Annotated in this window: 12 protein-coding genes and 2 tRNA genes; 7 read left to right on the plus strand and 7 right to left on the minus strand. The window is 69.6% G+C overall.

Going from position 1 to position 16,010, the window contains the following annotated elements; all coding sequences use genetic code 11:
- Positions 1-63: 63 nt before the first annotated feature.
- From ACFVQ0_RS12460 to ACFVQ0_RS12475, 4 genes are all read left to right on the plus strand, one after another.
- Entirely contained in the window at positions 64-3,042 is a 2,979-nt protein-coding gene (locus ACFVQ0_RS12460) for a UPF0182 family protein (RefSeq protein WP_390087796.1), read from the plus strand.
- 52 nt (positions 3,043-3,094) lie between these two features.
- Positions 3,095-3,168: transfer RNA gene (locus ACFVQ0_RS12465), tRNA-Met, on the plus strand.
- Between the two features lie 213 nt (positions 3,169-3,381).
- Entirely contained in the window at positions 3,382-5,445 is a 2,064-nt protein-coding gene (locus ACFVQ0_RS12470; RefSeq protein WP_390087118.1) for a sel1 repeat family protein, read from the plus strand.
- Between the two features lie 68 nt (positions 5,446-5,513).
- Positions 5,514-5,587, plus strand: a tRNA-Met gene (locus ACFVQ0_RS12475).
- Between the two features lie 83 nt (positions 5,588-5,670).
- On the opposite strand, the gene ACFVQ0_RS12480 is transcribed toward ACFVQ0_RS12475, so the two are convergent.
- The 4 genes from ACFVQ0_RS12480 to ACFVQ0_RS12495 form a co-directional block, all read right to left on the minus strand.
- Positions 5,671-6,816, minus strand: coding sequence for an ABC transporter substrate-binding protein (locus ACFVQ0_RS12480; protein ID WP_390087120.1), 1,146 nt, complete (start codon positions 6,814-6,816; stop codon positions 5,671-5,673).
- A 32-nt stretch (positions 6,817-6,848) separates the two neighbouring features.
- Positions 6,849-7,718, minus strand: a complete 870-nt coding sequence (locus tag ACFVQ0_RS12485; protein ID WP_390087122.1) for an ABC transporter permease — start codon at positions 7,716-7,718, stop codon at positions 6,849-6,851.
- Positions 7,715-8,533, minus strand: coding sequence for an ABC transporter ATP-binding protein (locus tag ACFVQ0_RS12490; RefSeq protein ID WP_390087124.1), 819 nt, complete (start codon positions 8,531-8,533; stop codon positions 7,715-7,717). Before ACFVQ0_RS12490 ends, ACFVQ0_RS12485 begins: the two co-directional genes overlap by 4 nt.
- Positions 8,534-8,752: 219 nt before the next feature.
- Positions 8,753-9,172, minus strand: a complete 420-nt coding sequence (locus ACFVQ0_RS12495; RefSeq protein ID WP_311303346.1) for a Fur family transcriptional regulator — start codon at positions 9,170-9,172, stop codon at positions 8,753-8,755.
- A 151-nt stretch (positions 9,173-9,323) separates the two neighbouring features.
- Between ACFVQ0_RS12495 and ACFVQ0_RS12500 the strand changes: the two genes are divergently transcribed.
- Entirely contained in the window at positions 9,324-10,793 is a 1,470-nt protein-coding gene (locus ACFVQ0_RS12500) for a catalase (protein ID WP_390087126.1), read from the plus strand.
- Between the two features lie 66 nt (positions 10,794-10,859).
- On the opposite strand, the gene ACFVQ0_RS12505 is transcribed toward ACFVQ0_RS12500, so the two are convergent.
- Positions 10,860-11,261 carry a cyclic nucleotide-binding/CBS domain-containing protein gene (locus tag ACFVQ0_RS12505; RefSeq protein WP_390087128.1) on the minus strand — a complete coding sequence of 134 codons (402 nt, stop codon included), beginning with the start codon at positions 11,259-11,261 and terminating at the stop codon, positions 10,860-10,862.
- 196 nt (positions 11,262-11,457) lie between these two features.
- Positions 11,458-12,258 (minus strand): histidinol-phosphatase, encoded by an 801-nt coding sequence (gene hisN, locus ACFVQ0_RS12510; protein WP_390087129.1) that lies wholly within the window; start codon positions 12,256-12,258, stop codon positions 11,458-11,460.
- 120 nt (positions 12,259-12,378) lie between these two features.
- Between hisN and ACFVQ0_RS12515 the strand changes: the two genes are divergently transcribed.
- On the plus strand, positions 12,379-13,107 hold the full coding sequence (locus tag ACFVQ0_RS12515) for a TetR/AcrR family transcriptional regulator (protein ID WP_390087130.1): 729 nt from the start codon (positions 12,379-12,381) through the stop codon (positions 13,105-13,107).
- Here ACFVQ0_RS12515 and ACFVQ0_RS12520 read toward each other — a convergent pair.
- Complete coding sequence (locus ACFVQ0_RS12520) at positions 13,100-14,788, minus strand: ABC transporter family substrate-binding protein (protein WP_390087132.1); 1,689 nt, start codon at positions 14,786-14,788, stop codon at positions 13,100-13,102. The genes ACFVQ0_RS12515 and ACFVQ0_RS12520 overlap by 8 nt on opposite strands.
- Before the next feature lie 237 nt (positions 14,789-15,025).
- Here ACFVQ0_RS12520 and ACFVQ0_RS12525 point away from each other — a divergent pair, with 237 nt between their 5' ends.
- On the plus strand, positions 15,026-16,009 hold the full coding sequence (locus ACFVQ0_RS12525; protein ID WP_390087134.1) for an ABC transporter permease: 984 nt from the start codon (positions 15,026-15,028) through the stop codon (positions 16,007-16,009).
- Position 16,010: the final 1 nt, after the last annotated feature.

The raw sequence follows: 16,010 nt of genomic DNA on the forward strand, positions 1-16,010 counted from the left end.
CTACGATCGCGGGGCCCCTTCAACACGACCGCGAACTTTGAGGTGCGCACGTTGGCTTTCCAGATGCCGGACCGCGGCGGAGGCCCGACAGGGCCACGGATCAGAGTCGGCCGCCCGTCCCGGCGCGCCCGAACCCTGCTCATGACACTGGGCGTCCTGGCGATCCTCGCCATGGCGTTCGTCATGTTCGCGGGGTTCTGGACGGACTGGCTCTGGTACAGGTCGGTCGCGTATTCATCCGTCTTCACCACCACCCTGTGGACCAAGATCGGGCTGTTCCTCGTCTTCGGAGTGCTGATGGCCGTGGCCGTCGGCGTGAACATCTGGCTCGCGCACCGGCTCCGGCCGCCGCTGAGCGCGATGTCGCTGGAACAGCAGAGCCTGGACCGCTACCGGATGAGCCTCGCCCCGTACAAGAAGTGGGTGCTGCTCGCGATCACCGCGCTCGTCGGTCTGATCGCCGGAGCGTCCTCCTCCGGTCAGTGGCGTACCTGGCTGATGTACGTGAACGGCGTGTCGTTCGGGCAGAAGGACCCCCAGTTCCATCTGGACGTCTCCTTCTTCGCCTTCGACCTGCCCTGGTACCGCTTCCTGCTGGGCTTCGGCTTCGCGGCCACGGTGCTCTCACTGGTCGCCGCCGCGCTGACGCACTACCTGTACGGCGGGCTGCGCATCACCAGCCCCGGCGCGCGGGCGACGGGGGCGGCCACCGGCCATCTCTCTGTGCTGCTCGGCATCTTCGTCGCGCTGAAGGCCGTGGCGTACTGGCTCGACCGCTACGGGCTGGCCGTGAAGTCCAGCGACTTCAAGGCCACGGACAACTGGACGGGCCTGCGGTACGTCGACGCCAACGCCTACCTCCCGGCGAAGACGATCCTGTTCTGCATCGCCGCGATCTGCGCCGTGCTGTTCTTCGCGACGCTCTGGCGCCGCACCTGGCAGCTGCCGGTGATCGGTTTCGGGCTGATGGTCCTCTCCGCGATCCTGATCGGCGGGCTCTACCCGGCGATCGTGCAGAAGTTCCAGGTCCAGCCGAACGAGCAGGCCAAGGAAGCCCCGTTCATCCGGAAGAACATCGACGCCACGCGTGACGCCTACGCCATCGACAACGCACAGGTCGACGACTACGCGGGCAAGAGCACCACGGAGGACGAGACGAAGCTCCGCGCCAGCGCGGACGCCGCGGCCAGCTACCGGGTGATGGACCCCAACGTCGTCTCCCCGGCCTTCCAGCAGCTCCAGCAGAAGAGGAACTACTACCAGTTCCCCAAGACGCTGGATGTCGACCGCTACAAGGACGAGGCCGGCAAGGAGCAGGACACGGTCATCGGTCTGCGCGAGCTCAACCTCCAGGGCATCCCCAAGCGCAACTGGATCAACGACCACTTCACCTACACCCACGGCTACGGTGCGATCGCCGCGCGGGGCACCACGACCGGCAAGAACCCGAAGGGGTCTCCCGACTTCACCGAGTCCGGCCTGCCGACCACCGGTGAGCTGGGCTCGTACCAGCAGGAGATCTACTACGGCGAGAAGACCGAGCAGTACTCCATCGTCGGCGGGCCCCAGAAGGAGCTCGACTACGAGGAGGACGGCGAGAAGACCACCAGCTACAAGGGCAAGAGCGGGGTCAGTCTCTCCAACGCGTTCAACCGCGCCGCCTACGCGGTGGCGTTCAGCGAACCGCAGATCCTGTACTCGGGAGCCATCGGCGACGGCTCGCGGATCCTGTACAACCGCACCCCCAAGGAGCGGGTCGAGGCGGTCGCTCCCTGGCTGACCATCGACGGCGACGCCTACCCGGCCGTGGTCAAGGGCCGCATCCAGTGGGTCGTCGACGCGTACACCACGACCAACGGCTACCCGTACGCCTCGCGTACGACGCTGGGTGACACCACAGCCGACTCGCTGACCACCAACCAGCGTGCCGTCGTCGCCCAGCAGAACCAGGTCAACTACATCCGCAACTCGGTGAAGGCCACCGTCGACGCGTACGACGGCACGGTCAAGCTCTACGAGTGGGACACCAAGGACCCGATCCTCAAGACCTGGCGCAAGGCCTTCCCGGGGACCGTGAAGCCCCGGGCGGACATCCCCCAGGACCTGATGGACCACCTGCGCTATCCGCAGGACCTGTTCAAGGTGCAGCGGGAGCTGCTGACCCGCTACCACGTGGAGAACCCCGCCCAGTTCTACAGCGGCAGTGACGCGTGGCAGGTCCCGGACGACCCGACCAACAAGGAGTCCGGTGCCGTCCCGCCGTACTACCTGAGCATAAAGATGCCGGACCAGAAGGCTCAGAAGTTCTCGCTGACGACGACGTTCACTCCCAAGGGGCGACCCGACCTGGGGGCGTTCATGGCGGTGGACGCCGATGCGTCGAGCAAGGACTACGGCACGATAAGACTGCTCAGAGTCACCACCACGGTGAAGGGGCCCGGCCAGGTACAGAGTGAGCTCAACGGCAACGACGACGTCGCCGAGTTCGTGAGAAACCTCAAGGGCACCGACTCCGACATCGAGTACGGCAACCTGCTGACGGTGCCGCTCGAAGGGGGCTTCCTCTACATCGAGCCGGTGTACACGCGCGGTGGCACGCAGAACTATCCGCTGCTGCGCAAGGTCGCCGCCTCGTACGGGTCGAAGATCGTCTTCGAGAACAGTCTCGGGGAGGCGCTCAACGCGGTCTTCGGTGTGGACGACTCCGATACGAGTCAGCCGCCGGCCGAGAACACGCGACCACCGGGTGACACCACGCAGCCGCCGGCCACCGGTGACGCCGCGCTGAAGAAGGCGATCGCGGACGCTCAGGAGGCCTACACGGAAGGTGAGGCAGCCCTGAAGAAGCAGGACTGGACCGCCTACGGCAAGGCCCAGACGGATCTGCAGGACGCCCTGCAGCGGGCGGCCGCCGCGCAGCCCAAGTCCGGCAGCCCCAGCGACGCGGACACGTCGGACAAGGCCGATAAGGTCGATAAGGCTGATAAAGCTGATAACGCGGACAAGGCCGATAAGACCGACAAGGCCGACAGTGGTGGCTGAGTAACTCGGTAAAGCTCCACCTCCGCACCGTGGTACGGTTTCAACACAACGGCGCGGGGTGGAGCAGCTCGGTAGCTCGCTGGGCTCATAACCCAGAGGTCGCAGGTTCAAATCCTGTCCCCGCTACTGAAAGACGAAGGCCCGGATCCTTTCGAGGATCCGGGCCTTCGCCGTGCCGTCGTGACTTTTCCGTGGAGTCGGCGTGAAGTGCGGTTCATGGGGCACCAGTTGGGGAAGGGCGTGTTTGACTTGTCTCTCTGTGGGCAAGTCGACAAAACGCTGAAGTGACCTCTCTGGCCGCGATATACCAGGTGTACGCGGGTTACAGGTGGTGCGACGATGGTATTTATGGGGGACAGGGCAACTCTGTTGGAGACAGGGCGGTTTGGTCAGCGTCACGCCCATCCGGCGGATAACGTGCTGGATGTGGCATTTGCCGCCGCCGCACGGTACAACGACTACATCGAGACCGCCGAGACTGCGGAGTGTGCCGCGACCGTCGAAAGTGCAGAGCCCGCAGAGTCCGCGGACGGCGTGGAGAACGCCGAGGGCGCGGAGACCGCAGAGAGTGCGGACAACGCCGAGAGCGAGGCGCGTCACCGTCGTGCCGCCGACGCCGGGGACACCGCGTCGATGAGCGTCCTCGGCGCGTTGCTGCTGCGCCGGGGGGATCTGGCAGGCGCCGAGACCTACCTGCGCGCGGCCACCGCCGACGGTGACCGCGCGGCGGCCAACAACCTGGGTGTTCTGCTGCACCAGCGCGGCTACCCGGACGAGGCGGCCGACTGGTGGCGGATCGCCGCCGTCGCCGGCTCCGCCGCGGCCGCGCACGCCCTCGGGCGCCACTACCGCGAGCGCGGCGACGATCCGGGCGCCGAGTACTGGCTGCGCCAGTCCGCGGAGCAGGGCCACGCGCTGGGGGCGTACGCCCTCGCGGATCTGCTGGAGCACCGCAGCGACGTCGGCGCCGAGCGCTGGCTGCGCGCCGCGGCGGAGCAGGGCCACCGAGAGGCCGCGTACCGGCTGGCGCGGATGGTGGAGCGCAACGCGGCGGACGGCTCGCACGACGCGTTCGGCCGACCGGCCCCCGGCGGACCCCGTCCCCGCACCGCAGCGGACGACGGGACGTACACCACCGGGCGCCGGGCGGCCGTGCGCAAGGACGACAGCCCGGTCGCCGGGCCCGAAGCGGGCCGGGTCGGTGAGGCCGAGCAGTGGTACCGGCAGGCCGCCGCGCGCGGTCACCGGCGCGCCGCCCTGCACCTCGGCGCCATCCTGGAGCAGCGCGGCGAGCTCAAGGAGGCGGGCCGCTGGTACCTCATCGCGGCCAAGGCCGGCGAGGCGCGGGCCGCCTGCGCGCTCGGCTTCCTGCTCCGGGACGCCGGAGACCGGGAGAGCGCGGCCGTGTGGTGGCTGCGTGCCGCGCAGGAGGGCGACGGCAACGCCGCCAACGCCCTCGGCGCGCTGCACGCGGCGCGCGGCGAGCAGCAGACCGCAGAGCGCTGGTACCGCGCGGCCATGGACGCCGGTGACGTCAACGGCGCGTACAACCTCGGGCTGCTCTGCGCCGCCCAGGACCGTACGGCGCAGGCCGAGCAGTGGTACCGGCGCGCCGCGTACGCCGGTCACCGGGAGGCCGCCAACGCGCTGGCCGTGCTCCTGCTCCAGGCGGGCGACGCGACCGGCGCCGAGCCGTGGTTCTCCAAGGCGGCCGAGGCGGGCAGCGTCGACGCCGCGTTCAACCTGGGCATCCTGCACGCCGGGCGCGACGAGGACCGGGCCGCGCTGCTCTGGTACGAGCGCGCGGCGGCGGCCGGCCACACGGAGGCGGCGCTCCAGGTCGGCATGGCGCTGCTGCACCACGGCGAGGAGCGGGAGGCGGAGCGCCACCTGCGCTGCGCCGCGGGTGGCGGCAGCGCGGAGGCCGCCTTCCGGCTCGCCGGGGTGCTGGACTCGCGGCTGCCGCCGCCGGGGCCGCCCGCCCTGGGGGAGCCGATGCCCGAGAAGACCGAGTGCGAGGAGTGGTACGAGCGCGCCGCCGAGCAGGGGCACCGCCGGGCCCAGGTGCGCGTCGGGATGCTCGCCGCGTCCCGGGGCGATGTGGAGAGCGCGGGCCGCTGGTACCGGGAGGCGGCCGAGTCGGGCAGCCGCAACGGGGCCTTCAACCTCGGTCTGCTGCTCGCCCGCGAGGGCAGCGAGCGCGAGGCGGCGCTCTGGTGGAGCCGCGCCGCGAACGACGGGCACGGGCGGGCCGCCCTGCGCCTGGCCCTGCTGGCCGCGCGCCGCGGTGAGCTCACGGAGGGGCAGCGGTGGTGTGCGCGGGCGGTCGAGCTGGGACCGGCGGAGGTCTCGGAGCGGGCCGCGCGGTTGCGCGAGGCGCTGCATCAGGAGCTGACCGCGTAGGCGGGGGCGGGCCCGGGAAGGGATTTGCGCTGGTCCGGAGGGGTGACGTAATGTAGGGATCACAACGGCGCGGGGTGGAGCAGCTCGGTAGCTCGCTGGGCTCATAACCCAGAGGTCGCAGGTTCAAATCCTGTCCCCGCTACTAAAGACAGAGGGCCGGATCCTTTCGAGGATCCGGCCCTCTGCGCATGTCCGTCCCCCTCCGCGCGCACGAGGCGGCCCGGCTCAGGGTTTGTGGCCCACGGCCTCGCTGTACATCGCACGGTCCACGGCCTTCTCCTCCGGTACCGGTGTGCCCGTCTCGACGCCCGAGTCGGCGTACGCCTTCTGCACCCGGTCCGTGGTGCCCTCGCGGATCTCCCAGTCCATCCGCATCGACGGTGTCGAGCGCAGGGTGGCCTCGTCGGTCTTCATCAGCCCGGCCAGCTCGCTGACGAAGGCGGGGTCGGACTTGTAGTCGCCGGCGAAGTAGGTGTTCACCGTACGGATGTAGGCCCGCAGGAAGGCGACGCCCGCGTCCGGGTCCTTGTTCAGCAGGGTCGGGCCGAACAGCAGACCGCCGAGCGGTTCACCGGCGGGCTGGCCGCCGAGGAAGGCGAACTTCTTGTCGCCGTCGACCTTGCGCCAGATCGGGTCGAGCAGCCAGGCGGAGTCCACGCCCCCGTTCTGCAGGGCGGTGAGCACGTCCGCGGAGCCGAGCTGCTGGAAGCTGATCTTGTCGAGCCCGCCGCCGTGCTTCTTCAGCGAGGTGTCCATCGGGTAGGCGATCACCGAGCCCTTGCCGATCATCGTGCCGAGCTTCCGGCCCGCCATGTCGACGTGATCGGCGCTCTCGCCGTCCTTGAGGCGCACCCACAGTCCGCTCTTCGACGTCGGGTCGGGGGAGAAGTTGCCCGCGACCCACTTGATGTCGAAGCCGCCGTTGATGCCGTTCATCACCGCGACCTCCGGCGCCGCCCACTGGGCGTCGACGTCGCCCTTGGCGAGCAGGGGCAGGGCGTCCGGGGTGGGGAGCACCTTCAGCTGGACGTCCAGGCCCTCCTTCGCGAACTCGCCCTTGGCCACCGCGACCTGGAGCGGAGCGACGTACTCCGCGCTCAGGGTGCCGGTGGCCAGCACGATCTTCCGCTTCTTCGCCAGCGGGCGGGGCGCGGGTGCCCCCTTGTCGCAGCGGGCGGGCTTGCGGTCGGGGGCCAGGTCCGAGGGGTCGGTCCAGCTCCCGGCGCCGCAGCCCGCGACGGGCTTGACGGTGCGGGGCGCGGCGGCGGCGGAGTCGTCGCCGGACGAGTCGTTCCCGGCGCAGCCCGCCGCGCCGAGCAGGGATGCCGCCACGAGCACGACGGTGCGGGTGAAGGGGGTACGTGTGCGCACAGTGCCTCCGTACGAGGAACGAGGTTTGCGGTTCACGACTGGCTGCGCCCCCGGTCGCGCGGGGCCCAGGGCGTGAGCAGCCGGCCGGCGATCCGGACCACTTCGGAGAAGACGACGCCGAGCACCGCCACGCAGACGATGCCGACGAACATCACGTCGTTCTGGAACAGCGCCCGGGAGTCGAAGATCAGGTGGCCCAGTCCGTCGGCCGCCGCGATCTGCTCCGACGCGACGATGACCAGCACCGCCACCCCGGCCGCGATCCGCGCGCCGACCAGCACCGCGGGCAGCGACGCGGGCAGGAGCACGTGCCGGAACATCTGCCAGGGCGAGGCGCCGAACACCTGACCCGCGTCCCGGTGGCCGACGGGGACGGCGAGCACGGCCGCCATGGTCGAGATCCAGACGAAGAAGAAGACGGTGGCGGCGACCAGGGCGATCTGCGGCCCTTCGCCGAGGCCGAACATGTTGAGGAAGACCGGCAGCAGGGCCAGTTTGGGTACGACGTACAGGGCGTCGAGCAACGGCTCCAGCGCCGCCCGCACCAGGGCGAGCGAACCCATCAGCAGGCCGAGCGCGTAGCCCGCGACCGTGCCGATCGCATAGCCGCCGAGCACCCGTTTGAGCGTGGCCCACACATCCGGCCACAGATCGCCGTCGGCGGCCCGGTCCCAGCCGTCCGCGAAGATCGTGGAGGGCGCGGGATAGACCCGGTCGTCGATCCAGGACTGGGCGGCGGCCAGCTGCCAGAGCAGCACCAGGAGCAGCGGTACGGCGACGGCGAGCGTGATTTCCAGGGTTCGGCGCCTGCGGTGGGTGCGTACGGGGTGCAGTTCCTGCGGCCCCGGCCTGCGGACCAGCACCTGCTCCTCGTCATGCGCGGACTTCACGGCAGTGCTCATGCCAGGGCCGCCTCTCCGCGGACCTCGCCGCGCAGCAGATCCCACAACTCGCTCTTCAGCGCGGTGAACTCCGGTGTCGAGCGGATGTCGCCGGTGCGCGGCCGTTCGAACGGCGGGCGGTGCTCGGCGATGATCCGGCCGGGGCGGGCGGACATCACGAGCACCCGGTCCCCGAGCACGATCGCCTCCTCCAGGCTGTGCGTGATGAAGAGGGTGGTGGTGCGGGTGGTCTGGGTGAGCTCCAGCAGTTCGTCCTGGAGGATCGTGCGCAGCTGGGCGTCGAGCGCGGCGAAGGGCTCGTCCATCAGCAGGATCTCGGGCTCGACGGCGAGCGCGCGGGCGATCGCCACCCGCTGGCGCATCCCGCCGGAGAGCGCCGCCGGGTAGGCGCCGGCGAATTCGGCGAGCCCGATCCGGGACAGCCAGTCGTGCGCCCTGGCGTCGGCCTCCTTGCGGGGGACGCGCTGGATGTCCAGACCGAAGCGGACATTGGCCAGGACGGTCTTCCAGTCGTAGATCCCGTAGTCCTGGAAGATCATCGCGGCGGGCCGGGCCGCTGCCGTACGGATGGACAGCTCGCCGGCGCTGGGGCGCAGCAGTCCGGCCGCGATCCTGAGCAGGGTGGACTTGCCGCAGCCGGACGGGCCGACGATGCAGGCGAACTCGCCCGGCAGGATGTCGAGATCGACCGGCCCGAGGGCGGCCAGGGCCTTGGACCCCCGTCCGAAGGAGCGGGACAGGGAGCGGGCGCGGAGTTTGGGGGCGTCGGTGGACGGCGGTGGCGCGGGGGGTGGGTTCGGGTGCGGGTCTCCCACGGGTCTCTCCTCGTACGTGTTCGAGGTGCGGAGCCGCCGCGGGGCGGCGGTGATCGCCGATGACGATATGACGACCCGTCAGATTCGGGAAGGGGGTGCGCGGAGGTCAGTACCGCGGGCAGACGGAAGAAGCCCCGCGCCGGGGTCTCCGGTGCGGGGCCGAGGGCGCGGGGCGCTACGGGGGCCGGGGCGCCCGGCCCTGGGTGCGGGCGGGCGGCGTCAGGCGGCCGCGGCGCAGTTCGGGCAGATGCCCCGGTACGTCATCTCGACTCCGGAGATCGTGAAGCCGAAGCGCTCGCCGGCCGGTAGGTCCGCCAGCGGGTCGCCCGCCGGGTGCACGTCGCGGATGGCGCCGCAGGTGGCGCAGACCAGGTGGTGGTGGGGGCGGTGCGCGTTCGGGTCGTACCGCTTGGCCCGGCGGTCGGTGGAGACCTCGATGACCTCGCCGAGCGTCACCATCTCGCCCAGCGTGTTGTAGACGGTGGCCCTGGAGATCTCGGGCAGCTTGGCGACGGCGCGGGCGTGCACCTCGTCGGCCGTCAGGTGTACATGCTCCCCGTCGAGCACCTCGGCCACGACGCGCCGCTGTGCGGTCATGCGCCAGCCGCGTCCACGAAGTCGTTCCAGCAGGTCACTCATGAGGCCAAGCCTAGCAGTGGAGGGGTCCTGTTCCGAACTGGTGTGACTCTGGATGCCTGCTTGACTTGGATTAAGTCCAATGTAGGATCATGTTTGAAGCAGGCCAGGGGACAGGCTGTGCACGGCATGACGACATGACGAATGTGCAGGAATGACGCAGGAGGCGCACGTGACGCAGGGACCGCTCACCACAGAGACCGGAGCGCCGGTCGCCGACAACCAGAACAGCCAGACCGCCGGCATCGGCGGTCCGGTGCTGGTGCAGGACCAGTCGCTGATGGAGAAGCTCGCGCACTTCAACCGTGAGCGCATCCCGGAGCGCATCGTGCACGCCCGGGGCGCCGGTGCGTACGGCACGTTCACGCTGACCCGCGACGTCTCGCAGTGGACGCGGGCGAAGTTCCTCTCCGAGGTCGGCAAGCAGACCGAGACGTTCCTGCGCTTCTCCACCGTCGCCGGCAACCTCGGCTCCGCCGACGCGGTGCGTGACCCCCGCGGCTTCGCGCTGAAGTTCTACACCGAGGACGGCAACTACGACCTCGTCGGCAACAACACCCCGGTGTTCTTCATCAAGGACGCCATCAAGTTCCCCGACTTCATCCACACCCAGAAGCGCGACCCGTACACCGGCTCGCAGGAGGCGGACAACGTCTGGGACTTCTGGGGTCTGTCGCCCGAGTCCACCCACCAGGTGACCTGGCTCTTCGGTGACCGGGGCATCCCCGCCACGTTGCGCCACATGAACGGGTACGGCTCGCACACCTACCAGTGGAACAACGAGGCCGGCGAGGTCTTCTGGGTCAAGTACCACTTCAAGACCGACCAGGGCATCAAGAACCTCACCCAGGACGAGGCCAACAAGCTGGCCGGCGAGGACCCGGACAGCCACCAGCGCGATCTGCGCGAGTCCATCGAGCGCGGCGAGTTCCCGTCCTGGACCGTGCAGGTGCAGATCATGCCGGCGGCGGAGGCGGCCGGTTACCGCTTCAACCCGTTCGACCTCACCAAGGTGTGGCCGCACGAGGACTACCCGCCGGTCGAGATCGGCAGGCTGGAGTTGAACCGGAACCCGGACAACGTCTTCGCGGAGACCGAGCAGTCGATCTTCAGCCCCGCGCACTTCGTTCCCGGCATCGGCCCGTCCCCGGACAAGATGCTCCAGGGCCGCCTCTTCGCGTACGGCGACGCGCACCGCTACCGGGTCGGCATCAACGCCGATCACCTGCCGGTGAACCGCCCGCACGCCGCCGAGGCGCGGACGCACGGCCGGGACGGCTACCTCTACGACGGCCGCCACAAGGGCGCCAAGAACTACGAGCCGAACAGCTTCGGGGGCCCGGTCGAGACCGGCCGCCCGCTCTGGGAGCCCACCCAGGTCACCGGCTCCACGGGCACCCACGAGGCCGCCGCGCACGCGGAGGACGACGACTTCGTCCAGGCGGGCAACCTCTACCGGCTCTACTCCGAGGACGAGAAGGCCCGGCTGATCGACAACCTCGCCGGGTTCATCGCGAAGGTCTCGCGCGACGACATAGCCGAGCGCGCGATCAACAACTTCCGTCAGGCCGACGGTGACTTCGGCAAGCGGCTGGAAGCGGCGGTCCAGGCCCTCCGCGGCTGACAGCCGCCTGCCCCGGCCGGCCGGTTCCCCCGCACGGGGGCCGGCCGGCCGTTCCGTATGCCCACCTCAGCCGACCAGGGCCGCGGGGTGGCGGCCTGTCGTCGCCCAGCAGCGGATGATGTCGCGCACGGAGACGACGCCGACCGGGCCGTTGTCGTCCAGCACGATCAGATGCCGGAAACCGCCGTGGGTCATGGCCTCGGCCGCCTCCTCCAGGGTCCAGGCCGGTGCGGCGAAGACCACGTCGGTGGTGGTGTGGCCGGCGGCGGTCTCGACGTCGGGGTTCTGGCCGGAGCCGACCGCGTTGAGGATGTCGCGTTCGGTGATGATGCCGAGACCGCAGGTGTCCGGGTCGTGGACGACCGCTGCTCCGATCCGGCGCGCCGACATCAGCCGCGCTGCCTGGCGGAGGGTGTGGGTGGGGCCGATGGTGAGGACCACCGTGCTCATGGCGTCACGTACGAGCATGAAGGGAGCCACCTCCTTCGTGAGCGACTCTGTGAGTCGGTTCACAAGTTCACAAGCGGGGGGACTCTCAGAGTCGCACCGATCAGAGGTGGCAACAAGGGGTGGTGAAGATCATCGGAGGGGCGTGCGGTGGTGCGGCACGCCCCTCCGGTGGCCGGTGCGCCTGCTCAGCGCCGTACGGCCCGGTCCGGCACGGTCAGTAGCGCTGGTTCAGATAACCCAGCAGTTCGTGGTGGAGCGTTCCGTTCGAGGCCGCCGCGTTGCCGCCGCCCGGTCCGGGGACCCCGTCCAGGCTGGTGAAACGGCCGCCCGCCTCCTCCACGATGATCGCGTTCGCCGCCATGTCCCAGAGCGAGAGCTCCGGCTCCGCGCAGATGTCGACCGATCCCTCGGCGACCATCATGTACGGCCAGAAGTCCCCGTACCCACGGGTGCGCCAGCAGGCCCGGGTCAGATCCATGAAGCCGTCGAGCCGGCCCTGCTCCTCCCAGCCGGTCAGCGAGGAGTACGCGAACGAGGAGTCCGCGATCCGCTCGACCTTCGAGACCTGCAGCCGGGACGCAGAGGTCAGGCTGCGGCCGGTGAACGCGCCCGCGCCCTTCGCCGCCCACCAGCGCCGGTTCAGCGCGGGCGCGGACACCAGGCCGACGACCGGCTGGAAGCCGTCCTCGCCCGCCTCCATCAGCGAGATCAGCGTCGCCCAGACCGGCACACCGCGTACGTAGTTCTTGGTGCCGTCGATCGGGTCGATCACCCAGCGCCGGGGGCCGGTCCCCTCGACCCCGAACTCCTCGCCCAGGATCGCGTCGCGCGGGCGGGCCCGGTGGAGGTGGCCGCGGATCAGCTCCTCCGTGGACTTGTCGGCCTCGGTCACCGGCGTCATGTCCGGCTTGGTCTCGACCTTGAGGTCCAGGGCCTTGAACCGGTCCATCGTCGTCGCGTCGGCGGCGTCGGCCAGCACGTGGGCAAGGCGCAGATCATCGTGGTAGTCGGGCATGACCGTCACAGTATCGACCGCTGGTGAACGGGGCCACATGGCCCCGACGCTGCTTGAACTCTTGACAGTCCGGGGGAGCGCGTCAACTCTGAAACGCAGGCCCCGGCGTGGGAGGCAACGATGCCGACAGCGCGAGAAGCACTGCTGGACGCCGCCCGCGCGGCCCTGACCACCCGGCCCTGGCGGGCCGTACGGATGGTCGACGTGGCAGCCGCCGCCGGAGTCTCCCGGCAGACCCTCCACAACGAGTTCGGCGGCAAGGACGGCCTGGCCCGCGCTCTGGTCGGCCGGGCCGCCGACACCTATCTGGCCGGTGTCGAACGGGCGCTGCGGACAGCGAGCGGCAATGGCGACAAGCTGGCCGCCACCGCCGCCTGGACGGTCCGGGCCACCCGGAAGGACGACCTGGTCCGGGGGCTGCTCACCGGCTGCTGGGGGGACCGATTACCGGGCCCGCCCCACCAGCCCTGTCAGCCCCACCAGCGCCATCGGCGTCACCCCATCCGGCCGCCCCGCCCGACCCCGCCGCCCGGCGCGCTCGTCCCGGCGCGGCGCCGGGCCGACCCCGGGCCGCCGACGCCCGCCGAACTGCTCGACCGGATCAGGGACCGTGTGGTGGCCGCGCTGGATGACGGAGGGAGCCCGCCGCGTGACCCCGCGGCGCTGGCGGCGACCTGCGAACTCGTGCTGCGACTCGCCCTGTCGTACGCCCTGGTGCCCCCGTCCCCCGAGGTGCCGGGGGACGGGACGGCGGGGGACGGGGTGCCGCTGGTGCGGGACGTGGTGGAGCGGGCCGCGCGTGCGGCTGCCGGAACCGGTCACGGTGCGACGGGGGCGGAGGTCACTTGAGCCAGCCGACCTTGGCGTAGTCCGTGCTGCCCAGCCCGGACGCGCCGAAGTTGGCCAGGCCCTTGCGGACCGCGTTGATCTGCGGGCGCTGGTAGAGCTCGATGGAGTGACCGAGCTTCCAGATCTCGACGTCGGCCTCGTTGTACAGCTTGACGGCCTCGGCGTGGTCGGTGGTTCCGGCGGCCTTCGTCAGCAGCGCGTCGACCTTCGGGGAGCCGACCGAACCGAAGTTCTGGAAGAGGTTCTTCCCCTTGGGACTGATGAAGACGGGGGTGAGCATCGTCTGGTAGACGGCATCGACGTTGCGGAAGCTGACGATGTCGAAGTTGCCGGTGTTGACGAACTTATTGAAGTAGTCGTTCGCGGGCACCTGCTTGATGTTCACCTTGATCCCGACCGCGCCGAGCATCTGCTGCACCAGCTCGGCCTGGTCCGTGGCGGACGACGTGGAGCCCGCGCTCAGGGTGTAGTCGAGCGTGAGCTGCTTGCCGCCCTTGGTGCGCGGCTTGCCCTCTCCCTGGTCCTTCCAGCCCGCCGCGTCCAGCAGCTTCTTCGCCTTCTCGGGGTCGTACTTGTCGAACTCGCTGGAGTTGTCCTGGTACCCCTCCTGGTTGGGCATGAAGAAGTGGTTGTTCAGCGGCTTCAGTTCGAAGGAGAGGTCCTTGCTGAAGCTCTCGTTGACGCCGTCGCGGTTGATCGCCGCGGAGACGGCGTGACGCACCCCCAGATCCTTCAGCGGACCGCGGCCGCCGTTGAGGGTGATGTGCACCTCGTCCCAGCGCGCTCCTCGCCTGATGTCGGTGTCCGGGGCCTTGACCAGGCGCTTGTAGTCCTCGGGAAGCAGGGCGGGCGCCTGGTCGATCTCCTTGTTGAGATACGCCTCGGTCTTCGCCGCGGAGTCGATGACGCGGTATACGACCGAATCCAGCTTCGGCTTGTCCCCCCACCACTTGGGGTCAGGGACGAGGGTGATGGTCTGCGCGGTCTTGTCGTACCTGCCGACCTTGAAGGCGCTGCTGGTCACCAGGGCCTTCTGTGACCAGCCCTTGTTGAACTTCTCCGGGGTGTCGATGTACGGGGCCGGGTACAGCGGGTCGAAGAGGCGCTGCCAGTCGGCGTACGGCGAGGAGAAGGTGATCTTCACGCCGTGCGCGCCGGACCCCTGCTCGACCTTGGAGATCTGCTCGTAGCCCGAGGTGTCGACGGCTTCGTAGGCGTCGTCGGAGCCGTTCAGCGCCTTCCACTGGGCCCGGAAGTCCTTCCAGCCCAGCGGCTTGCCGTCGGACCACTTGGCCTCCGGGTTGAGCTGGTACTCCACCACCTGGGGGCTGGTCGAGGTGACCTTCGCAGAGACGAGGAAGTCCGGGTTGGCGTGGATCGCGCCCTTGGCGTCGGAGTCGAACAGATCGGGGAGCACAGCCGTGATGATGTCCTGGGCGTCGCCCTGCTGGCCGTCGACCTGGTTGATGTTGTACTGCGTGATCCACTGATCGATGCCGAACCGCAGTGACCCGCCCTGCTTCAGGTCGCTCGCCGGGTGGGCGTTGATGCTCTGCCCGTCGGCCTTGGGCGCCGCCTGCTTCCTGGGCGCCTTTCCGTCCCCGTCGGAGGAATCGCAGCCACTCACCGCCAGGGTGGCCGACACGGCTGCGGCGATGGCGATCAGGGTGGTTCTGCGCATCGGGCTTCATTCCTCCGGTTCGGTGCGGCCCGATCGGGGCCACAGGCTCCGCAGACCGTAGATCCATCCACGGGCACGGCGGGAGGGCAGCCGGAGTGCTTTCATATTTTCTTTGCATGGCCGCAACAATCAACCGGCAAGCTGGTCCCGCACCCTGACCACCTGCACCGATGGAGCCTGCCGCGGTGGCGATCCCCTCGCCCGACTCCTGAACGCCCCAGCAAAGGACCAACACCAGTGGCCGCGTTCCTGGCCAAGCGACTCGCCTACTACGTAGTCCTGTTGCTGGCCGCCGTCTGTCTCTCGTATCTGCTGGCCTCACTGGCGCTCGACCCGCGCGCGTACTACGAGGGGCGGCAACCGCCGCTGTCGCCGGTCTCCGTCGACCACCACCTCACCGCGCTCGGGGTCAACGACCACCAGCCGCTGCTCTCCCGCTTCACCACCTGGGCCGGGCACGTCGCGCACGGGAACCTCGGGCAGACCATCGACGGCACCTCCGTGGGGGAGGAGTTCGGGCGCCGGATCGGGGTCAGCCTGCGGCTGCTGCTGCTCGGCACCGTGCTCGGGACCGTGATCGGCGTGCTCGCGGGCGCCTGGACCGCCATCCGTCAGTACCGGCTCTCCGACCGGCTGACCACTGTGCTCTCCTTCGTCCTCCTGTCGACGCCCGTGTTCCTGCTGGCCGTCCTGCTGAAGATCGCGGCCATCTGGTTCAACCAGCGCACCGGCAGCGACGTCATCAAGTTCACCGGCGAGAAGAGCCCCGGAGTGGACTCCGGATTCTGGACCGTGCTCAAGGACCGGTCGGTGCACCTGCTGCTGCCCACCGTCTCCATCGCACTCGGCACCATCGCGAGCTACAGCCGCTACCAGCGCTCCACCATGCTCGACGTCCTCGGCTCCGACTACCTGCGCACCGCCCAGGCCAAGGGACTCACCCGCAACACCGCCCTCTTCAAGCACGGCCTGCGCACCGCCCTCATCCCCATGTCGACGTACTTCAGCTACGGATTCCTGGCCCTGTTCACCGGCGCCACCTTCACCGAGACGATCTTCGGCTGGCACGGGATGGGCGAGTGGTTCGTCTCGTCCGTCGGCAAGAACGACGTCAACTCCGTCGTCGCCGTCAATGTGTTCGCCGCCGTGATGGTCCTGCTGTCCGGCTTCCTCGCGGATGTTCTGCATGCCGCGCTCGACCCGCGCATCCGGAACGCCTGAA

Source organism: Streptomyces sp. NPDC057900, assembly GCF_042887885.1.
GTDB lineage: Bacteria > Actinomycetota > Actinomycetes > Streptomycetales > Streptomycetaceae > Streptomyces.